A 21879-nucleotide genomic window follows, 5' to 3' on the forward strand; every position below is an offset into this window, starting at 1 on the left:
ATTCCGGCTTTGAGCCGGTTTTACCGCGCTGAAACGGCGGCATATATCTTGCAATTTATCCGGCAGAATCCGCATTGCTCCTCACAACGCTTCCGATTCCTGCATAGAAAGGCAGCAAACACCAAACGCTATGAATTGTCACGCATTTCCCTGTTCAGCGGCCGCCTTTGCAGCTTTGTTCACATTTTCTGTATGCTGCGCTGCAAATGCGCAATCAGCCCCTGTGTGGAGGCATCGCGGTTGGCGGCAGTTTGTTCTCCGCGCACCACATCCAGCAATTCTGTGGCCAGCTCCTTGCCAAGCTCCACTCCCCATTGGTCAAAGGCATTAATACCGAATAATTGCGCCTCCACAAAAACACGATGCTCATAAAGCGCAATCAGGCGGCCAAGAGCAAAAGGTGTGAGCTTGTCATAAATAATCGTGACTGAGGGCCTGTTACCGGCAAACACACGATGCGGTGCAATGCGCGCCACTTCCGCCTCTGGTAATTGACGCGCCCGCAATTGCGCCTGCGCCTCCTCCAGGGTGCGGCCTTTCATCAAAGCTTCACTTTGCGCCAGGCAATTGGCCAATAACATCTGATGCTGCTCCGGCAGCTCCGCTTCATGGCTGTTGGCGGCAATCATAAATTCCAGCGGAATAGTATCTGTTCCCTGATGCAGCAGCTGAAAAAAAGCATGCTGGCCGTTTGTGCCGGGTTCACCCCAGACAACCGGCCCTGTGGCGCCTGTAACCGGCGTGCCGTCCAGCTTGACGCTTTTGCCGTTGGATTCCATGTCCAGCTGCTGAAGATAAGCCGGCAACCGCGCCAGATACTGATCATAAGGAATGACCGCACGGCTGCCAAAGCCGCAGATTTCACGGTGCCAATAGCCGATTGCGCCCAATATCATCGGCAGGTTCTGCTCAAATGGCGCGGTGCGGAAATGCTCATCCATCACACGGGCGCCGGCGAGAAATTCCTTAAACCGCTCAGATCCGACAGCCAGCATGACCGGCAGACCGATAGATGACCAGACCGAATAGCGACCGCCGACCCAATCCCAGAAACCGAATATCCGTTCCGGCCGGATACCAAAGGCGGCAACCTTATCCAGAGCGGTAGAAACCGCCACAAAATGCGCCCCCACCGCCTCTTCCCCCAAAGCGCCGGCCACCCATTGACGGGCGGTTTTGGCATTGGTCATGGTTTCAATCGTGGTAAAGGTTTTGGAAGCAATGATGATCAGCGTGGTTTCCGGATCAAGATCACGCAATGTGCCGGCAATATGCGAAGGATCAATATTAGAGACAAAATGCGTCCGCGGCCCGTCATGATAAGGGGTCAGCGCCAGTGTTGCCATGACCGGCCCCAGATCAGAGCCGCCAATGCCAATATTGACCACATCAGTGATGGTGCGCCCTGTAGCGCCCGCCAGTTCGCCACTGCGGATTGCCTCGCTGAAAAGGCTCATACGATGCAGCACATCCTGCACATGCGGAACCACATTTTCACCATCGGTGATAAAGACATCATCAGGCCTTGCCCGCAATGCCACATGCAAAACCGCGCGGTTTTCCGTTATATTGACCGGCTCACCGGCAAACATGGCATTGCGCCGCCCTTCTACATCACAGGCCTGCACCAGATTTTTCAGCAATGCCATTGTCTCATCATTAATACGGCATTTTGACCAATCCAGCAGCAAATCATCCAGCCGCAGACAATAGCGCTCAAACCGCCCGGGATCAGCCGCAAAAGCCGCCCGCATATTCTGCCGTGCAGCCGTGTTAAGCCAATGCTCTTTCAGCGCCGCAACATTTGCCATAATTGCCGCTTGATTTCCTGCCATGCGAACCACTCCCAAATCAGGAATATTGCCTCTCAATATTCAACATATTATGACGTCAGATATGAACCGATTGAAGTATTTTAAGGGCATGATAAATAAAAACAAACTTCAACGGTTTTTTTCCTGTGACTGAAACTGTTATCATCACCGCGCATTGTCCCGTTATGCCGCAGATGCCGGATCTCACTCTGCCCCCAAATTTCAGCAAACCGCAAGAAAGAAAAAGGCTCAATATGGATCTCACCGGTGAAGAACGCATTCTCGCGCCAAGACAGGCCGTCTGGGATGCCATGAATAATGTGGATATACTAAGACCCTGCATTCCGGGCTGTGAAACGCTGGAGCGCCTTTCCGATACAGATATTCAGGCGGCAATCCGGGTTAATCTCGGCATTATGAAAATCCGCTTTCACGGGTTGCTGATTCTCTCTAATCTCAATCCCCCTTGTTCTTATACGATCAGCGGTGAGGGGCAGGGTTCCATTGCCGGCTTTGCCACAGGCAGTGCCGATGTGGTGCTGGAAGAGGAAAGTGCGGATATCACGATTCTGCGTTACAGGATTAATGGTGATGCAGGCGGAAAAATCGCCCAGCTTGGCACCCGGTTGCTCGGCAATGCAGCCCGCAAAATTGCCGACCGTTTTTTTGCTGATATCGGTAAAGCTGCAGCACAGAATATGCCGCAGGACAGCGCCTGAACGGCTTGCTTTACCGGTCATTTCAACGCGGGCGGATACCATCAAGCAAAACAGAACTGACAGCCTGCACCGTTTTCTCAACGCGATCCGGCGCATCAAAATCCTTACCCAAAAACACACGCAACTGAGTTTCAAAATCAGAATAATGCTGAGTCGCAGCCCAGATACAGAACAGCAGATGATAGGGGTCGCTTCTGGCCAGTTTTCCCTCCTCCATCCATTGCCTTATCATGGCTGCTTTTTCATCCACCAGCCTGCGCACCTCCCCCTGCAACAATGCGCCGATAGCCGGTGCGCCATGCATGATCTCATTGGCAAAAAGGCGCGAGGCGGCAGGATTTTTGAAAGCCATTTCCAGCTTGACGCGAATGTATTTTTTCAATTCCTCCAACGGTTCGCCCTGAGGGTCGACAGCCTTAAGCGTTGAGAACCACAGATCCAGTGTTTGCTGCAGAACCGTCACATAAATCTCCTCCTTACGGCGAAAATAATAGAGGAGATTGGGCTTCGACATGCCGGCTTTTTGTGCAATCTGGTCAATTGTAGAGCCGCGAAAACCATAGGTCGAAAATACATCCAGCGCCGCATCAAGTATGAGTTTGCGGTTTGCTTCCTGTATTCGCGATAAATTCTCCGGCGCATTCTCTATTTCTGTTTTTTTCTTGCCAGAGGTTTCATGAGAAATACTGTTATTTAAAATATGGCTTTCTTCCAACAGAGCAGACATTTCTCCGGCCAGTTTTGGTTTCCGTCCCATGCTGTTCTCTCCATTGAGGCCCACGGCAGATAAAACATGCCGCAGGCGCATTATACCGAAAAAATATCTTGTTATGCGCTAAAATTAGTGAATGATACAAATGCCTGAACCATAACAGAAAACAGGCAACATAAAAAACTCCGCGTCAGAACGGGGCTGTAATCAACGTTTTTTCGGGGAAACAATCAAGGCTCTTTTTATCCTGTTCCTGCAAAGCACAGCATATCTTCAGCCAAAACAGGCGCAACTTCCGGTTATGCGCTGATAAAATTCATAAATAGGAGGCAATCCCTGTGTGTATCCCTGAATTCCGGCCGGTGGTTTTTTCTGCCGGTACCGCCCCTTCCGATGATCAGACCACATACGGAAATATGTAATGACCATGCACCTCAACAGCAATCTTAGAACCAATGTTGACCGCCTTTGGAACAGCCTGATGGATATGGCCAAAACCGGCCCCGGCCTTTCAACAGGCAATAACCGCCAAACCCTTACCGATGAAGACCGCGAAGGCAGACTGCTTTTTAAAAAATGGTGTGAAGAAGCCGGTATGACCGTAAATATTGACACGATGGGCAATATGTTTGCCCGCCGTGAGGGCAGCGACCCTTCCCTGCCGCCGGTCATGCTTGGCAGCCATCTTGATACACAACCCACAGGTGGCAAATTTGACGGCGTTCTGGGCGTGCTTGGCGGATTGGAGGTTGTGCGCACCCTCAATGATCTGGGCATTAAAACCCGCCATCCGCTTGAAGTGGTAAACTGGACCAATGAGGAAGGCGCGCGTTTTGCCCCGGCCATGCTGGGCTCCGGTGTTTTTGCCGGCCTGTTCGATGAGACATGGGCAAAATCCCGCACCGATACTGACGGCAAAACCGTGGGAGAAGAGCTCAAACGCATCGCTTTTGAGGGCAATATTCCAACAACCCGCCGCCCGATTAAAGCCTATTATGAGCTGCATATTGAACAAGGGCCGATCCTGGAAGATGAAGGGGTGGATATTGGCGTTGTTACCCATGTGCAGGGTCTGAAATGGCTGCAAATCACCCTTACCGGCAAAGAGGCTCATACCGGTTCCACCCCCATGCGCAAACGTGTGAATGCGGGGCTTGGCATGGCGCGCATTACCGAGCGCGTCAATGAAATTGCTCTTGAACATGCACCAAATGGCGTAGGCGCGGTGGGTTATGCCCATATCAGCCCGAACTCGCGCAATATCATCCCCGGGAAAGCGGTGTTTGTTGCTGATTTCCGCCATCCGGATAAAACTGAACTTGCCGCAATGGTTGCAAAGCTGGAAAAATCCGTGGCTGAAATCTGTGAAAAAACGGGGCTGACCTATCAGATTGAAGAAGCCGGCGCTTTTGATCCGGTTTCTTTTGACGAGACCTGCCTTGCCAATATTCGTCAGGCAGCCGGTCGCCTTGGCCTGTCACAGCGCAATATTATTTCAGGAGCCGGCCATGATGCCTGCTGGATTAATCAGATTGCCCCTTCAGCGATGATTATGTGCCCGTGTGTTGATGGCCTGAGCCATAATGAGGCTGAAGATATCACCAGGGAATGGGCTGGCAACGGCGCGGATGTGTTGCTGCATGCGGCTTTGGAGACGGCTGAAATTGTATAAAATAATGCTCCGGCATAATCCGCTTATGCCGGAGCATTTTACCTGCCCGATCAATCTCTGTCCGCACAAGTATAACATATATACATGTAACAATGCCTTGATCAAGACATAAGCAACAGCAGCAGCAAACCGCCATATCTTTCGTTTATTCCGGTTTTATCTCCAATGCGCCGGCATGTGCCAACTCCCGGTCAAGGCGCTGCTCCTCATGGCTTTTGGGATTGATAAAACGCCCGAGCAGCAGATAGGCCACCGGTGTCACATAGAGCGTGGCAATGGTTGCCAGCCCCAGCCCGCCCACAATAATCCACCCCAGTGCCACACGGGCTTCCGCACCGGCACCCGATGCCAGAACCAGCGGCACACCACCCAGAACAGCACAAATCATGGTCATGCAAACCGGACGCAAGCGAATATTAGCCGCCTCTTCCACTGCTTTGCGCAAAGACAGGCCGCGATCGCGCAGCTGATCGGCAAATTCCACGATAAGAATACCGTTTTTTGCCATAATCCCCACCAGAAGCACCAGCCCGATCTGGCTATAAACATTAAGGCTGGTTCCCGTGAGGATCAGCGCCACTATGGCACAGCCAAGCCCCAATGGCACTGTAGCCATAACAATAAACGCACTGACAAAACTTTCAAACTGGGCAGCAAGCACCAGAAGAATGATTACCACTGCAAAGCCAAACACCATGAACAGGCCTGTTGAGGTCTCGCCAAGGGTTGCCGCTTCTGCTAGCGGCACCAAATGCACACCGGGCGGCAAGAGCGGATCTGCCATTGCCTGTACGGTTTTATAGGCATCACCCAGCGCAAAATCACTGCCAAGGCCGGAGGTGATTGCAACAGAACGTTGCCGCTGCTCACGCGCTAATTGCGGCGGCACAGCAATTTCCCGTACGGAGGCAATGGTTGCCATGGAAACATAGCGGCCATCGCCAGTGCGCATGAAAATATTTTCCAGATCCGTCGGATCATTGACCGGATTGGAGGTGGCCATCATTTTCACATCATAAGAACGGTCGCCAATATAAACGGCGCCGATCTTGCGGCCATCCAGCACTGCCTGCACCGCATTGGCAAGGCCGGTAATATCAATACCAAGATCGGATGCGCGTTCGCGGTTGATCTGTATTGACAATTGCGGCTGCGTGGCATCAACCGACAGACGCGGCTGCACAAAGCGCGGATCTTTTTCCATTTCAGCAAGAAGCGCATCACTGACCGGCCGGATCACCGCATAATCATTGCCAACCAGTGTAAATTGCAAGCCATTGCCAGCGCCGCGAATGCCAAGGCTGTTTGGCTGCAATGTGAAGGCGCGCACTCCGGTGATCGGGCGCAGGCGCTTGTTAATATCGGCAACAATTTCCTGCTGCCGGCGCGCCCGCTCATTCCACGGAGCAAGCGTCAGCACCATAAAACCGCTATTGGAAGAGCCGCCTGTGCCTGCAATGGCAAAAGAACTGATAATCTCGCCCTGATCCCGCAACGGCTGCAACGCCGCATCAATCTTTTCAAGCTGAGAACGTAAAAAACTGATACTGATGCCCTGCGGACCGGAAATACGCAGCATAACTGCAGAGCGGTCTTCGCTCGGGGTCAGTTCCTGCCGCAGGGTGGTATAGGCGCTTAAGGAGAAAAAAGCGAAAACCAGCGCCGCTGCCACCACAATCCACGGCGCATTGAGGCACCGGTGCAGGCTGCGGCGATAAAACAGCGCCAGCGCCGAACTCATGCGATAAATCAGGCCGCGGCGGTTATTTTGCACAGTTTCATGCGTTGCTGCCGCTGCCTTAAGAAAGCGGGATGCAAGCATTGGACACAGTGTCAGTGCCACAACAGAAGATAATAAAACCGCAATGGCCAGCACAAAGCCAAACTCGCGAAACAGGCCGCCCGCCTGCCCCGGCAGAAAGGAAATCGGCACAAAGACGGCAACCAATGTCAGTGTTGTGGCAATAACGGCAAAAAACACCTCCCTTGTGCCCAGCACTGCGGCTGCGCGCGCCCCCAGCCCCTGCGCACGACGGCGCACAATATTTTCCAGCACCACAATAGCATCATCCACCACCAGCCCGGTTGCCAGCACCAATGCCAGCAATGTAAGAATATTGATGGAAAAGCCTGCCAGATAAATTGCAGCAACTGTGCCAATCAGCGCCACCGGAATGGAAACCGTGGGGATCAGCGTTGCACGTATATCGCGCAGGAACATATAAATCACCGCAATCACAATCAATATAGCTGCGGTCAGCGCAATCTCCACCTCATGCATGGCACCACGGATAAAATTGGCATCATCGCTGGTCACCCTGATCGACATTCCCTGCGGCAGGGTCTGATTAAGTTTTGCCACTTCTGCGCGCACACCATCAGAAATATCCAGCGTGTTGGATTGTGCCTGCCGGATAATACCAAGACCGATACTGTTGCGGCCATTATTGAGTACGGCAGATTTTTCAATATCCGCCCCCAAAGTCACATTAGCCACATCCCGGATGCGGGTTTGCCCCTTGATAATGATATTTTCAAAATCCTGCGGTGAGGAAACCGATGCTGTTGCACGCACCACCAGCGACTGATCGGCACTGCGCAGCGAGCCGGCCGGATGATCAAGCGCCATAGAGGCCAGAGCCGCGCTCACATCTGCAAAGGTCAGGCCATAGCTGGCCAGCCTTTTATAATCAATATCAATGCGGAAGATCTTATCACGATCACCATAGACATCGACATTTGCCACACCCGGCACCGCAGACAGCACATCGACAATCTGATCTTCAACAATCACAGTCATATCATCAAGGCTGACCGTATCGGAGGTAATCGCCAGCCGCATGACCGCATCAGCATTGGAATCTGCCTTGATAATGCGCGATGCATCCGCCTCTTCCGGCAGCTGATTGGCCACGCGGGAGATTGCATCACGCATATCAGCCGCAGCAACATTGATATCCGCGCCATCATTAAACTCAACCGTTACGCGGCTGCGGCCGAAAGATGAGGTTGACGAAATATTCTTGACGCCGGAAACACGCGCAACCTCATTTTCCAGAACCTGTGTTACCTCACGGTCAATGGTTTCAGCCGAAGCGCCTGAAAATGTGGTGCTGACAGAAATCACCGGCCGGTCAACATCCGGCAATTCACGAACATCAACACCGGTAAGCGCGGCAAGCCCTGCCACCACAATCAGCACATTGAGCACAAAGGCAAAAACCGGCCGGCGGATAAACAAGGCCGTCAGCCCGCCATTTTGCTGCGGCTGTTGCTGCCCTGTTTTTGCACCATCCCGCACTTCATTTTCCGGAACATCTGCTTTCATAGCCGCAGAATGCTGTGCATCACCGTTTTGCGGATGCTTTGAACCCATCATCATCCTGCCTGTTTATTATCGGCCTGTGCAGTTGCCGGTTCTATCTTTGCGCCGGTATCAATACCGGTATTATGCCCCTTGATTGTTACTGCAGCCCCCTCACGCACATTGAGCACGCCCTCCGTAACAATCATATCTCCCTCATGGATATCGCCATTTACAAGAACAGCATCGACATTGCGCTGCACAATTTCTGCGGCAACCCGCTCTGCCTTATTATCCTTGCCGATGCGCCATATATAAGAACCCTTGCCATCCCATTGGATTGCCAGCGGGTCAACCGATGGATAATGATCGCCCGGGAACAGGATTGTTATTGTAAACGACATACCTGCCCGTAAAACATCGCTTGGATTGGTAATCTCTGCCCGCACGCGCAAGGTACGGCTGGCAGCATCAATCATATTATCGACAGCACTGATCCGCCCTGTAAAATGCCTGCCCGGCAGGGCGGTTGGCTGCGCTGTAACCGCCTGCCCGATATGCAATTGCGGTGAAAAACGCTCGGGAACCCAGATATCAACCAGCAATCTGGAACGGTCATCAATTGTCGCAATGGCGGTACCGGAGGTTACATAATTGCCGGCATCGACCGGAAGAATACCAACAATACCGGCAATCGGCGCCTTGACTGAACGGCGGCTTAAGGCAAGCTGCGCATCTTTCAGCGCCAATTGCGCATTGGCAAGCGCCAGATCAGCGGCCACAACCTGCACCTGTGTTGCCGCATTGGAGGCGCGCAAGGTAACCATGCGTTTTTGCGTATTCTGGGCATCCTGCAGGGCAATTTCCGCTTTTTCCACTGCTATCTGCTCTGTTTCCGCATCAAGCTCGGCAATAGCCTGATCCTTGGTAACCACAGAGCCGGCACTGACCAGAAATTTGCGGATCGTGCCGCCGGAATAAGGTGAAACCGTTACAGTATTGAGCGCAATGCCTGTGCCGATGGCACTCAATTTATCGTTGAGAACCGCATTGCCTGCCGGTTTTACCACCACCAGCGCATTGCCCGCGCCACGTCTGCCGGCTTGTTGCGCCGGTTTTGTGCCGGCGGCCTTGTCCTGCGCCTCTGTTGTTGCGTGGTTGCCTTGATACCAGCTCCAGCCACCATATGCAGCAGCTGCCAGAACCATGCATACTGCAATCTGTTTCCAGTTTTTCATTATATTCCGATCTTGCAATAACGGGACACCAGCCTGTTTGCAGTTTAAATTGCAAACCATTGCAGGCACAGAATTCCTGCGCCATGCGCATCAACGCATTTCATTTCGCGCTACATATTTTTACTTCCAAACAAAAAAACAAAATCTTTGAAACAAGAATAAGCCCGCACTTATGAAGTGATCTGCTTAAAATGCGTAATCTGCCCCTACAGGTCTAATTAAATTTCTGTAATGCTGCGTTGTGATGCAAGAGCAGTATAATACCGGCACAACCTGCAATAATTTCCGGCAAGATGGCTAATAAAGACTTAAAATGACCGCATCATGTCACGGTTTTACAATTATGGCCGGCAGGGAGAAAATAAAAACGGGCGAAAGCAACCGCCTGCGCCCGTCTGGTCTATACTGTCTGCAATAGATATTTCAAAAAATTATACCAGAGCCTTATAGGCCACGGCCATGCGGGCGGCCAGTCTGGCATTATTGAGCACCAATGCGATATTGGCTTTCAGGCTGCGGCCTTCTGACAATTCATTGATACGCGCCAGAAGAAACGGCGTTACATCCTTGCCGGCGATCCCCTGTTGTTCGGCCTCATGCACTGCGGCCTCAATCGTGCCATTGATGAATTCCGGTGACAGTGCATCTTCTTGCGGAATTGGATTGGCAATCAGCATACCCGTGCCGGAACCAAGCGCAAGATGCAGCGCCATAGCCCTTGCAAGCTCTTCAGGACTATCAAGACGGTGATCGGCCTTGCATCCGCTGGAACGGGTGAAAAAGGCCGGAAAATCATCACTGCCACAGGCAATAATCGGCACACGCTGGGTTTCAAGATATTCAAGCGTTTTAGGGATATCAAGAATGGATTTCACGCCGGCGCAAACAACAGTGGTTCCGGTTTGTCCCAATTCGTTAAGATCAGCCGAAATATCAAAACTTGTCTCCGCACCGCGATGCACGCCACCGACACCGCCGGTTGCAAAAATTTCAATTCCGGCAAGTGAAGCAATACGCATGGTGGCCGAAACAGTCGTGCCGGCAGTCAGTCCCTGCACCATATCTGCAGCCAGATCGCGGCCGGAGGTTTTAACCGCATCCGTGGCTTGCGCCAGCTGTTCCAGCTGCGCATCATCCAGCCCAACATGGATTTTGCCTTTCAACACGGCAATTGTTGCCGGAACTGCGCCATTTTCACGAATAGCGGCTTCAACCTTGCGCGCCATTTCAAGATTTTGCGGATAAGGCATACCATGCGTGATAATCGTGGATTCAAGAGCAACAACAGCTTTGCCCTGATCAAAGGCGGTGCGAACTTCATCGCTGAAATGCATAGTCAAACGGGTCAAGGGAATAACCTTTCTAAGGCGGTTTCAAAAAAGTCTCAAACCGCTAATGCGGTGATATGTTGCAGCCTGCTTACGCGGTGACATTATGAGAGCCGCTTACGCGGTAATGGTGCGCATCAAGAAAATGCGCTGATAAATCCGGATGAACACTGGCTTCGCTTTCAGTGGTCAAAGTGGCCAGCAAGGTGCCGGTGCGCACCGCTTCATACAGCGGTTGATGATTAAGCAAACAATAAAGCGTTCCGGAAATCAGCGCATCACCGGCGCCGGTAATATCCACCGGCTGAGCCGGCACGCCGGCGATGTGACGCAGGCCATTCTCATCGGCAATCTCCGCTCCTGCCGCCCCTTTTGTCATAACAATTTTCGCCACACCACGCGCCTGCAAAGCCTTGATAGCCTGCTCTGATGTAAGCCGCGGTGCAGTTGCAGAATATCCGAGCAGGCTATGCGCCTCATCCATATTGAGAAACAGCAAATCCACGCCACTCAGATCATGTGGCAGGCGCTGCGCCTTGGGAGCGGAAACCGTATCCACAGCCAGCCGGAAACGGCTGCCAGTTTTTTTGGCAAGCAATATTTCCAATGTCGCGGCTGGCAGATTACAATCTGCAAAAACCCAATCGGCTGAAGCCAGATGCGGCCATATATTTTCCAGCTTATCCGGTGTGAAAAGATCAAAAATGCCCATATCGGCTATGCCAAGCGCCAGATCATTATCCGGATTTAATATCGCTGCATATTCTGCGGTGCGCGCTGCGGAGGAAATAATCGTGCGGGTAACATCCACACCCAACAGGCGCAGATGATCGAGAATGGCGCGGCCTGTTTCATCATCGCCCAGAATAGAAACAAAACCGATATTCACCCCAAGACGCGCCAGATTTTCCGTAACATTGCGCGCAACCCCGCCATGGCTGCTATTGCCGCTGACAGGATTGGATGTTGCTTTGATCAAAGGTGCGTGAGCGTGATATTTCCGGTCAAATACCGCGCCGCCAATACAGACAATACGCTTTGGTTGCGGCAGATAATAACCACGCCCGAGCACAAACCCTTTTTGCGTCAATTGCACAATATGCGCCGCCACTGTGGAGCGCGCCAGCCCCAGTGCATCAGCAATCTGCTGCTGCCCCGCAAAAGGATTGGCCGCAATCATATCCAGAACAGCACGCTCCTGAGGGGATAGTTGCTGCAGGGGGGCAGATGCCGGCATATCCGGATGTTGCGTTGCGCTCTCTTGATGCACCATTTTCCTGCTCCCTTAACCGGCACTCTATAAGCGGCACTTTCGCTCTTTACTTTAGTGCGCTGTAACATATGCCGCACGAAAATAAAACATATGTTTTAAATAAAACTTTTGTTACAAACTCTTTTATTGCCAATTCAGAGTTGCTCCAAATTTGAAATCATGCGGTATTGCGCCTATATTGCGCATGCAGGATTAGAACGTCCGGGGGGCGGGATTTCGATCAGGCAAAAATGATCTGGCGCGCAAAGACCTGTGTATTGCGCATAAAAATGCGCTTACACAATATTAAACCGGCAGCCTGACGGATGGACATAATGACCTTTACGAAAAACAGTGCTTTTCATAAGGCATCCGCCAGTCACATGACCGGTTCCGGCGCGTCTCTTCAAAACACTGTACAGCCGGACACCCTGAAAGAAGACACCCTGCAGGAAAAAACAGGGCTGAACCCTGAAAACGGCGCCCCGCCTGCCACACCCTCCCCGCAGGCTCCATTGCCGCCAAATGAGGCCGTGAGCGGTGTTTTTACCAAGGGAGAGCTGCTGCCGGAGGAAGATGACCATTATATCCCCCTGCGTCACCGGGTTTCCAGCAAATTGCTGATGATGTCTATTCTGGCCGTGCTGATTGCGGAAGTTATTATTCTTGCGCCTTCCATTTCCAATATGCGCAATCAATGGCTCACCGCAAAATACAGCATGGTTTCCGCAGCCAGCCTGCTATTGCTGGATGCCGGAACAGATACAAACCTGCCGCCGGAATTACAGGATCAGCTCCTGCGCTCCACAGATACACAGGCTATCAGCATAACCCGCAACGGGGAAAATCTGATGCTGGCCGCAACGCCTGCCAATCTGCCTGTTGATGAGCGCATAGATTTAACCGCATCAACGCCTTTCAGCGATTTTTGGGGAGCCTTGAAAACCCTGATCAGCGGCGGCAACAAGGTTATTCTGCTCTCAGGCGCGCCGGATTATACGGGTACTTCGGTCAGTATCGTTATGTATGATACGGCGCTGCATCATAAGCTTATGCAAAATTCACGCATCATCGCCACGATTTCCCTATTAATTTCTCTTGTTGCGGCTGCATTGATCTATTTCATCATTCACCGGCTGTTGCTGCGCCCTGTCGGCCATATGTATGAGAATATGTTTGCCTTTGGCCAGAAGCCGGATGACCCGACCCTGATCATAGGCACCTCATACCGCAAGGATGAGCTTGGCTATGCACAAAACCGGCTAGCGCAGATGCAAACACATCTCCAGCATTTATTTCAGGAGCGCAAACATCTGGCAGATCTGGGGCTGGCGGTTTCCAAGATCAACCATGATATGCGCAATATTCTGGCTTCCGCACAATTGATGTCAGATAGTCTTGCCGATACCAAAGATCCGGTTGTGCAGCGTTATTCTCCCAAACTGATCCGCACGCTTAACCGTGCGATCACCTATTCTGAAACGGTTATTGCTTATGGCCGCACACAGGAGGCTGTGCCGGTGCGCCAGCAGCGCCTGTTACGCCCGCTTATTCATGAAGTGGAAGATATGCTGGTGATTCCCCCCAATGTGGAGATCACCTTCCGCAATATGGTTCCGGTGGATTTTGAGGCTTATATTGATAAAGAGCAGATGCTGCGCGTGCTTAATAACCTGTGCCGCAATTCGGTGCAGGCCATGAGCAGCTGCAATGCCGATCCGGATAAGGAGAAATCCCTGATAATCAGCGCCTGGCGTATTAGAAACAACTGCTATATTGCCGTGGCGGATACGGGGCCCGGCCTGCCGCAAAAAGCCAGAGATAATCTTTTCACCGCCTTCAGCGGCTCTGCCCGCCATGACGGTACAGGGCTTGGTCTTGTTATTGCACAGGAATTGGTGCGTGCCCATGGCGGGGCGATTGAGTTGCGTCAGGACTATCAGGAAGGCGCTTTATTTGAGATTCGCATTCCCGACAAGCCGGTTTACGCCCGGCACAGCCAGCGCAGCTGACAATTTTTGTCAAGAGACAAGATTTATGACGCTTGACGGGCGGTTTATCAGCGATAAAAGATGCAGGAAAAAGCTGCTTACGGTTTGTTTTTCCGTACTTATCCCCAGCGCACGAAAAAAATAGAAAATTTTATGAAATTTTTGAGATAAGCGCTTGCAATGTAACGCAGAACACTTTAGAGACGCGCTTACCGCAGTAATACAGAGCGGTTCTAGGCAAGCACCCGTAGCTCAGCTGGATAGAGCACCAGACTACGAATCTGGGGGTCAGAGGTTCGAATCCTTTCGGGTGCGCCATTTCTCTTCACAAAAAAGATAAGTGTTTTCTCATTATCGGCAATCGGGATTTGTTCCGGCAGGTTTATGCCAATCATCTTGTCTGATTTTGTATCAAGACTATGAACTGAGTGCTGATTTCATTGCTTTCAAAAAATATTGCACAATCAGCTTGATACAACCTGACTGTGCAATATTTTATGAAAAGGCAGCCGATAAAAAGATCAGACCGTCAATTTACCCGCTTCCTCTGCCGCCCTGACAGAGCCATCACGCCCTATATCAAAAATCGCATATTCACGGAATTGTCGCGGTGTTTTATGACGATAGGTACGCATGGTGCTTGTGAGATGGCTTTGGCTGGAAAAACCACTTAAAAACGCTATTTCCGCCACGGGCATTTTCGTATCAGTGAGGAGCTTCTCGGCAAAATCAAGCCGGCGTTCCAGCAAATATTGATGTGGTGTTTGGCCGAAAGTTTGCGCAAACGCATAGGTAAAACGGCTGGGAGAGAGGCCGCATATTCCGGCCAGTTCTGCAGTGGTAAGCTTGCGCCTGAAATGTTGATCAAGATATTCTCTTATAATGCCGGTAACTGCAACTGAAAGCCCGCCCTTTCTTGCAGTTTTTTCACTTTTGTCCGTGCCGGCATAATTACGCAGCACATGAACGCCAAGCATGGTAATCAATGAATCCAGATAAAGCTCACCCGATTGCGCAGGGCGCGCCAATTCTGTCCTGATCATTCTGGCCAGTTGAAAGGCAGTATTATCCGGCGTGAAGTGAACCGGCTCCAATTCAATATCGGTACGCTTAAATTCATGGCCGGAAAGTTCTGCCATATCTTCACGCGAGATACTGACAACAATACTTTCTGATTCCGCCGACCAATCGGTTTTGCATTCCACCCCGGCTGGCCCGAATGCAAGCATACCAGCCAAAACATCCACTGTGCGATAAGCCTCCCCATTAAATGCAAGCCCCATTGCCGGCGAGGCTTCCAGCATTATTGCAATAGAATGACCGCCCGGCTTGAAGGTATAAGCCCCCGGAGGCTGCCGCTTATGCACTGCACCACCGCGAAAAGCCATTTTGCGTGGCCCGTAATCTTCAGGCACATGCCTGAGCAGACCGGCATCTGCTATCTTCTTCTGCATTACTATAAATTACCACCCCCGCAGGTACATATCCGCATATTCAGCCTATGAAACGGATATGCCCCGTCTTTATACAACCATTCCAGAATAATTCTCTCGCAATAAATTGTAGTTTCAGAATTTTCCGACCACGTTGAGAAATACCCCCCTGTCATCCAGTGTCAGGTCGCGCAGATCATCCGAGAACCGGCCGAAATTATACCCCACACCTACTTTAAAATTATTGCCCACATGCCGGTAGACAGCAGCCAATGCACCAAAATCTGTGGTTTTTGCTTCCGGCATATGCATAACGCGCCCCTCAAACAACAAATCCCAGCTCTTGATGAAATGCAGATCGGCACGCAAAATTCCCAAATGTGCCGATGATCTTTGCCATTCATCCACAAAGGCAGATCCGGTTCCGTCATTGGCGCGATATTTCACCTCGCCAAAACGGAAGCCATATTTAGCCCCGATCGTAAGCCATGGCATAAGATCATAATTTGCATCGGCTGAGAGAATATGACTGCGCTGCGCCGGCGCGAACAGGTCGCCCGTTGCACCGCTGATCAATTGATTATTGCCCGGCAAATCATAAAGCCAGGTATATTTGAACAATGCGTTCAGGCGGTCGTTATCCACCGGCCGATAGGCATAACCGATTGAGGCTTCCACATAATCGGTATTGGCAAAGGAAGGCTCAGAGCCGCGGCTGTCAGAAAGCACCGCATCAATATGGGTCAGAAGCCGCCAGTTCGGATTGGCCTTCCAGGAAAGCCCTGCCGCCAGCAGATAGGTATTTTGATCGCGCGTGCCGGAATCTGAACGCTCAATGCGAACCTCACCACGGATACGGGCATTGATTCCACGCTCCTCATCCTTATAGCCAACCGCTACTGAAGGCGCGTAACGGTCAAAATCCTCCTGCTGGATTTGCGTATCCTCACGCACGCCCTTATCCCGCACCTGGCCAACCTCAAGCCCGCCATCCACCGTCCACATGGAATCAGGTGTATAGACAACCCCGTAGGTTTGGGTGAGCGAATTCCGGCTGCCGAACATATCGTAATTGCTTTCGCTATAGGCAGACAGCAATTCGCTCATCTTCCGGCGCATGCCCAGAACCACGCTTCCCTTATCACGGCCCAAAAGGTCACGGCTATTATGCAGATCAAAAGCGCGATCCGGATCAAGTTTATAGCCCAGATAATACTGGCTGTCGGCATCAGGATCATAGGTTATGCCGACCAGTGCGCCCACACCTTTTGTGCCGTAGGAAACCTCTCCCTCCAGCCCGATCTTGTCGGTCAGCCGCACCTTTGCCCCCAGGCCTGCGCGATCATTGCGGTCAATATCATTTCTGCGCTTTAACGTGCCTTGTGCAAAAGCATAGACGGATTTATCATCATCAATACGGTAATCAACCCGCATACCGGCATCCACACGCGAACCGTCATAGCCGGATTTATTCGCATGGATCGCCAATGGCGACATCAGTTCCGTATAGGTAACCCCGAAAGAGAGCTTCCAATATTTATCAATCTGATGACTGATACTGCCGGTACCATCACGCCGGATCTGCCCGTGTTCATCAGAGAAGTCATCATAGGTCAGCTTCAGGCCGGTTTTATCGGTAAGATTAACATCAGCATGGGCGCCCCAGATACGCTGATCGGCGGTTATATCCTCAAACAGGGTGGAAAAACCTGCCTCCTTTTTCTCATAATAGCCGCCAAGCCTGCCCTTCATACCAGCGCCGATTTCCTGAAGATCAACCTTCCCTTCCACACGCCAGGCCGTTCCCTTATCATCTGTCGGGTCACGGTAATAATCCGGCTCATTCCTGCCCCAGGTCAGGCCGCCGTCGGAAGATTGCGACATGTTGAAGCCACGCCCTTTTGAATGGGCTATTTCAGCGGAAAGATAGGTGTTCTCCGAATGTCGCAATGTGACATCCGCACCATAGGCTTTCTGATCCGACAGGTCGGTGCTGTCATCCATGCCGGTCACGCCGACACGCAGCTTATCATTCAGCCAGTGCTGGGCACGGCCGCCATAGACATAGCCATCCACATCACTGACCACCGGCTCATACTCATATTGCACGGTGAGATAGAGCCTGCCGCCGCCAAGCGCGCTGTTGCGCACCGGATCATTGGTGCCGGTCATGGATGAAAGCGGCCGGCGCAGAATGATAACACCCTGCATATAATCAAAGGAATAATCCTCGCCATAGGCAAGGATGCGTTTGCCAAGAACCCTTCCGGTAACCGGATCGCGGGTTTCCACCCGGACAGTTTCAGAGCCCTGCACAATATCCTGACGTTTAAGAAAATAAGCCGAACCGCCGGTGCCGAGAAACTCCTCACGTTGCGGCAGCGTATCGGGCTGGGCGGCATAGGCTGTCACCTCCGTACGGCGCGCGCCAAATGAGGTGATTTCTTGTGAGCGATATACGGCAGAAGCACCATAAAGCGCGCGGTCAGAGGGGAGAAATTCTGTGCCCGTAATCTGGGTCTTGTAATTACCCCACATAACCTGACTATCGCCACGCTCCAGACGTACATAGAATTTGCCCTTGGTTGGCGCATCCTCAATAAAGGTCGAATCATCGCCATAGACAGGGTAATAATCATCCGGATCAAGGCGGCGCAAAATCCGCCGCGGATCCTGACTGCCAAGATTGCGGAAAAGCTGATCAATATCATCTTCACCGGTGTCAGCAGCGGCTGTGAGCAGATATTCTCCCTTGATCTTGCCTTTCAGATAAAAAGCAAGCCGCCCCTTGGAATAGACCTTATCATATTCTCCGGGGCGCACCTCCTCAATGCGGGAGTCGCCGGTGCGCTTGCCAATGGTCAGATCGGCAAGCCCCACATAAAACCAGTCATTATCCGGAATATTAATATCACGGCTGAAAGAGAGCCCGCCGGTCTTTGACGGCCCCTTCACCGCCACATCCACCGCATGTTCGCCCGGCGGCAAAATGCGCTGCATAACAAAGGCCTGATCATGATCAACCGGAATGGTTTCGCCCAGAATATGAACCGAATAGCCTTCCGGCACATGTTTGCCATATACCGTCACCGCACCGCCATTAACGGGAATATTGCTGATTGCCGTGCGATCCTCGCCCATGCCGGGCGCAACAGCTTTTTCCTGCTGCGCATCCGGTTTGAAATCCCGGTTGCTGCGTGCAAGTGTTAAAGGTACCGTTTCATCAAAACGCCCCTTTGCGTCATAAACCCGCAAGACATAAGTAAAATCAGCCTCTTGCGGCGTATCAGGCATTACCCAGCCCGCTTCCCCGTTGATTGCCACCGACACAATCGCAACAGGTTTTTGCGCATCATCGCCTTTGCGGTTGAAAATGCGGATTTCAGACCGTTCGATAAAAGCCGGATAGTTTGACGTGGCCAGAAAACGCACCTCCTCATGCGCCTTATAGGTGCGTTTTACCGGCACGGTTGATATATTGAGCAGCCTGTTTGCCTCAAGCCCGTCAAATTTCACCCGAATATCCACAGCAGACAGATCAAGATCTGTCCGGCGCTGCATATCCACAGGGCGTTTTGCAGGCTCAGTCACCGGCTGTTGCGCACCGGCTGCCAGCCTTGCAGCCTTTTGCGCAGGCATTGACTGTTCCCCTCCGGCTGCAAGACCGGCACTTTTGGCCACCGTCTCGCCATCCACACTGATCATGAATGGCAGAGCCGGCTTATCGGCCGCAGTTTCAGTCTCGCTATTCGGAGCTGCTGGCCGTTTGCGCACGGCACTGTCAGCAATAACCTTGCCGTTTTTCTCCGGCGTCTGTGCCATTGCGGCGGGCAAGGCGGCGGTCAATGTTCCAAGGGCGGTGCCAAGCAACAGAAGCTTCGGATTCAGCACTCTGGCGCTGCGCCCCATATATGTGACAAGAATCTTCATTACTCCACCTCCACACGCGTCTCAATCTCCAGCGGGTAAGCCCTTTGGCGTTGCCGCCATTTCTCGGAGATCATCTTTTTGATGCGCTTGACGCGCGCTTCCGCCAGTTTCGGATCAGTGCCCGGCTCGATATAGCTGAGCCGGAGCACCGATTGTTCCTGCGCCAGCACATTGATCAGCTGATCAATGCCCTGAGCCCAACGTTGTTGAAGTTGTTCGCTCCCTGCCACAAAGGCTTCGCCCGACAAATCGAGCCGCACAACACGGCCAACGGAGGCACCGAAATTCAGCTCCGTCATCTTGCCGGCCGTGAGCCGCACAACACGCGGATTTTCAGTGGTCACGCGATATCCTGTCGGCAGTGTGCGTTCATCAAGCTTCATGATGAAGTTTGAACCGGAACGGGCATCTGGCAGATCCGCACAAGCCACATGGAAGCGGCCATATTTATCGGTGGTCACAAGCCCGCCCTTGACAGTGGCAATCCGCACGCCGGGCAGCCCCGGTTCTCCCTCGTCCTGATAGCCATTGCGGTTGCGGTCATCAAACACCTTGCCGATAATCTCACCGCAATCGAAAACAGGCTCGACGACAATCTCAACCACGGCGCGCGCTTCGGAAGACACCCGCTTTCCGGTGTTATCCTCGGCATGGGCACGGTTGATATGCTCGCCTGGCCCTGCCGAACTCAGTGCCAGAAGACGCAGGCGAATATCAATCTTCGACTTGCCATCCACCGCAATACCGCTGAAGCGGATCTGTCGCCCGACGATTTCCGGTGTCACCTTGACACCATCCACCGTGGCCGTTCCCTCCACATAGCGGAAGCCTGGCGGCATTGTGTCGATGATCGACAAACCTGTTGCTCGTGTGGCGCCGTTATTCGTCACACGAATGGTAAACGGCGCCTGTTCACCACGCTTGATAAAGCGCAGATTGGCGGTTTTCATAACCGTGATATCACTCGGCGCGGCAGAAGGCAGGGTGATAACCGAGTTCGCCTCATTCGAGCGCACTTCGCCATCCATTGTCCGGCCTGCTGCTGTCGCCACATTGACCACAGCATCCGGCATGCCCGCAGCATTCTCCACATCCTGCTTTGTCAGGGTGTAAGTTGCCGTAAATTCCTGACTTTGCCCCGGAGCGAGCGTGACAGGCTCCGGCGTGAACCGCGATAAGGTTCCGCCGGCCGGCTTACCGTTAAAGGTCGGACCGTTATCCGCCGGCCAGACATTCTCAACCGTCCGCCCGCCATTATTGATAACAGTGAAATTATAAGTCAGCGTGTCACCAATACTTGCATAGCTGTTTGCATCCGTATCGCTGAACCGTCCGGCCTTTTCCAACGTAAGGCTTGCCGGCTGCGACAAGGTCACAGTTGTATCCGGCGGGCTCTCAACCGGAACCCCTGAAGGCGGCGTGCCGGTGCCCGTGGCCGTGTTCTCAACCTTGCCCGCATCAATCTCTGCCTGTGTCGGCGTATAGGTTGCGCTAAAGGTTGCGCTTTCACCCGGTGCAAGCGTCTGCGGCTCAGGCGTAACGGTAATGCCCGCCTGTTCCAGCAACGGATCCTTCACCGTCACATTGCTCATGGTCACATTGCCGGTGTTCTTCACCACAAATGTGTAGGTGATGGTTTCACCCGGATCGAGCAGGCCGTCATTATCCTTGTCATCAAGCGTGCCGGTCTTCTTGATCGTCAGACCAGGTTGAGGCGCAATATCAGTATCAGTCGCAATATTGTTGCTGGGGTCAATATCGGGAGAGCTGTCCGGACTGGTCACCGTTGCCGTATTGACAAGGTCTTCAGCAAAATCTGCCGGGATCGACATCGTCATCTCAAAGGTAACAGAGGCACCCACCGGCAGGCTGACCGGCACATTGTCCATACTGTCGGTGCCGCTTGCCACGCCGCAGACACCGCCATTGACAGGCGAGCCACATGTCCAGTGCGCTTCTGTGATACCGGCGGGAAGCGCATCATTGACGAGTGCATTCTGCACACCAAAAGGACCGTTATTCGTAACGGTGATTGTATATGTTGTATCCGTTCCCGGCGTAAAGATTTCAGTGCCATTGTCTTTTGTAATGACAAGATCAACCGGATATTCAAAAGGTGATGTGGCGCATTTTGCGCCATCATTATTGGTGGAGCCTTGCAAATTTGAAATCAGCGTTGCTGCGCCGGTTTTCAGATCAAACTGATAAAAACCGCCATCATTGCTGGAGCCGAACACACCATTACTGGCGCCGAACATGCCGCCAAAACCACTATTATTAATGCCGGTATTGCCAATTCGCGTCACCTGTCCGGTTTCAGGATGAATGGCGCTAAGAGGACCGTTATTAGGCTCAGGACCTATTAAATTGGTTGCATGACGAGTGGTGAGTTGATTCAATGGCGACGTCAGGAGGCGTTGCTATGAGTGATTTGTTTTGGTTGTCGCCGGCGCAGATGCGGCGGATTGAGCCATATTTTCCACTGT

The 21879-nt window shown here is 52.3% G+C and carries 12 protein-coding genes and 1 tRNA gene; 4 read left to right on the top strand and 9 right to left on the bottom strand.

Annotated features, from left to right (window positions below; all coding sequences use genetic code 11):
- Positions 1-179: 179 nt before the first annotated feature.
- On the bottom strand, positions 180-1835 hold the full coding sequence (gene pgi, locus ACSTTO_RS13655) for a glucose-6-phosphate isomerase (RefSeq protein WP_439273791.1): 1656 nt from the start codon (positions 1833-1835) through the stop codon (positions 180-182).
- A 233-nt stretch (positions 1836-2068) separates the two neighbouring features.
- On the opposite strand from pgi, the gene ACSTTO_RS13660 reads away from it, so the two are divergent.
- The gene (locus ACSTTO_RS13660) at positions 2069-2533 is read left to right on the top strand and encodes an SRPBCC family protein (protein WP_439273837.1); all 465 of its coding nucleotides are present in this window, start codon (positions 2069-2071) and stop codon (positions 2531-2533) included.
- A 22-nt stretch (positions 2534-2555) separates the two neighbouring features.
- Here ACSTTO_RS13660 and ACSTTO_RS13665 read toward each other — a convergent pair whose 3' ends face one another.
- Positions 2556-3290: a TetR family transcriptional regulator C-terminal domain-containing protein gene (locus ACSTTO_RS13665; protein WP_439273792.1), complete on the bottom strand. Its 735-nt coding sequence runs from the start codon at positions 3288-3290 to the stop codon at positions 2556-2558.
- A gap of 382 nt (positions 3291-3672) precedes the next feature.
- Here ACSTTO_RS13665 and ACSTTO_RS13670 point away from each other — a divergent pair, with 382 nt between their 5' ends.
- On the top strand, positions 3673-4917 hold the full coding sequence (locus tag ACSTTO_RS13670) for a Zn-dependent hydrolase (RefSeq protein ID WP_439273838.1): 1245 nt from the start codon (positions 3673-3675) through the stop codon (positions 4915-4917).
- 145 nt (positions 4918-5062) lie between these two features.
- Here the strand turns inward: ACSTTO_RS13670 and ACSTTO_RS13675 are convergent, their stop codons facing one another.
- The 4 genes from ACSTTO_RS13675 to ACSTTO_RS13690 all read right to left on the bottom strand — a co-directional run bounded on the left by ACSTTO_RS13675 (position 5063) and on the right by ACSTTO_RS13690 (position 12060).
- Positions 5063-8245 (bottom strand): efflux RND transporter permease subunit, encoded by a 3183-nt coding sequence (locus tag ACSTTO_RS13675; RefSeq protein WP_439273839.1) that lies wholly within the window; start codon positions 8243-8245, stop codon positions 5063-5065.
- A 50-nt stretch (positions 8246-8295) separates the two neighbouring features.
- The gene (locus ACSTTO_RS13680) at positions 8296-9459 is read right to left on the bottom strand and encodes an efflux RND transporter periplasmic adaptor subunit (protein ID WP_439273793.1); all 1164 of its coding nucleotides are present in this window, start codon (positions 9457-9459) and stop codon (positions 8296-8298) included.
- A gap of 431 nt (positions 9460-9890) precedes the next feature.
- Entirely contained in the window at positions 9891-10793 is a 903-nt protein-coding gene (locus tag ACSTTO_RS13685) for a pseudouridine-5'-phosphate glycosidase (RefSeq protein ID WP_439273840.1), read from the bottom strand.
- A gap of 85 nt (positions 10794-10878) precedes the next feature.
- Entirely contained in the window at positions 10879-12060 is a 1182-nt protein-coding gene (locus tag ACSTTO_RS13690) for a carbohydrate kinase (RefSeq protein ID WP_439273794.1), read from the bottom strand.
- A 314-nt stretch (positions 12061-12374) separates the two neighbouring features.
- On the opposite strand from ACSTTO_RS13690, the gene ACSTTO_RS13695 reads away from it, so the two are divergent.
- Both ACSTTO_RS13695 and ACSTTO_RS13700 read left to right on the top strand, forming a co-directional pair.
- A complete protein-coding gene (locus ACSTTO_RS13695; RefSeq protein WP_439273795.1) occupies positions 12375-14051 on the top strand; it encodes a sensor histidine kinase in 1677 nt (558 codons plus the stop codon).
- Positions 14052-14271: 220 nt separating this feature from the next.
- Positions 14272-14348 (top strand) — tRNA-Arg (locus ACSTTO_RS13700).
- 203 nt (positions 14349-14551) lie between these two features.
- Here the strand turns inward: ACSTTO_RS13700 and ACSTTO_RS13705 are convergent.
- The 3 genes from ACSTTO_RS13705 to ACSTTO_RS13715 all read right to left on the bottom strand — a co-directional run bounded on the left by ACSTTO_RS13705 (position 14552) and on the right by ACSTTO_RS13715 (position 21792).
- Positions 14552-15484 carry an AraC family transcriptional regulator gene (locus tag ACSTTO_RS13705; RefSeq protein ID WP_439273796.1) on the bottom strand — a complete coding sequence of 311 codons (933 nt, stop codon included), beginning with the start codon at positions 15482-15484 and terminating at the stop codon, positions 14552-14554.
- 114 nt (positions 15485-15598) lie between these two features.
- Entirely contained in the window at positions 15599-19393 is a 3795-nt protein-coding gene (locus ACSTTO_RS13710; protein ID WP_439273797.1) for a TonB-dependent receptor, read from the bottom strand.
- The gene (locus ACSTTO_RS13715; protein WP_439273798.1) at positions 19393-21792 is read right to left on the bottom strand and encodes a CLIPPER-2 domain-containing protein; all 2400 of its coding nucleotides are present in this window, start codon (positions 21790-21792) and stop codon (positions 19393-19395) included. The genes ACSTTO_RS13710 and ACSTTO_RS13715 overlap by 1 nt, the downstream gene beginning before the upstream one ends.
- Positions 21793-21879: the final 87 nt, after the last annotated feature.

The sequence above is a fragment of the Pseudochrobactrum albidum genome (assembly GCF_051851455.1).
Classification (GTDB): domain Bacteria; phylum Pseudomonadota; class Alphaproteobacteria; order Rhizobiales; family Rhizobiaceae; genus Pseudochrobactrum.

Excerpts from the sequence above, each read along its gene's own strand:
- ACSTTO_RS13690 (WP_439273794.1), bottom strand. The coding sequence starts at position 12,060 with ATGGTGCATCAAGAGAGCGCAACGCAACATCCGGATATGCCGGCATCT.
- ACSTTO_RS13665 (WP_439273792.1), bottom strand. The coding sequence starts at position 3,290 with ATGGGACGGAAACCAAAACTGGCCGGAGAAATGTCTGCTCTGTTGGAA.
- ACSTTO_RS13685 (WP_439273840.1), bottom strand. The coding sequence starts at position 10,793 with ATGCATTTCAGCGATGAAGTTCGCACCGCCTTTGATCAGGGCAAAGCT.
- pgi (WP_439273791.1), bottom strand. The coding sequence starts at position 1,835 with ATGGCAGGAAATCAAGCGGCAATTATGGCAAATGTTGCGGCGCTGAAA.
- ACSTTO_RS13705 (WP_439273796.1), bottom strand. The coding sequence starts at position 15,484 with ATGCAGAAGAAGATAGCAGATGCCGGTCTGCTCAGGCATGTGCCTGAA.
- ACSTTO_RS13675 (WP_439273839.1), bottom strand. The coding sequence starts at position 8,245 with ATGAAAGCAGATGTTCCGGAAAATGAAGTGCGGGATGGTGCAAAAACA.
- ACSTTO_RS13695 (WP_439273795.1), top strand. The coding sequence starts at position 12,375 with ATGACCTTTACGAAAAACAGTGCTTTTCATAAGGCATCCGCCAGTCAC.
- ACSTTO_RS13710 (WP_439273797.1), bottom strand. The coding sequence starts at position 19,393 with ATGAAGATTCTTGTCACATATATGGGGCGCAGCGCCAGAGTGCTGAAT.
- ACSTTO_RS13660 (WP_439273837.1), top strand. The coding sequence starts at position 2,069 with ATGGATCTCACCGGTGAAGAACGCATTCTCGCGCCAAGACAGGCCGTC.
- ACSTTO_RS13680 (WP_439273793.1), bottom strand. The coding sequence starts at position 9,459 with ATGAAAAACTGGAAACAGATTGCAGTATGCATGGTTCTGGCAGCTGCT.
- ACSTTO_RS13670 (WP_439273838.1), top strand. The coding sequence starts at position 3,673 with ATGCACCTCAACAGCAATCTTAGAACCAATGTTGACCGCCTTTGGAAC.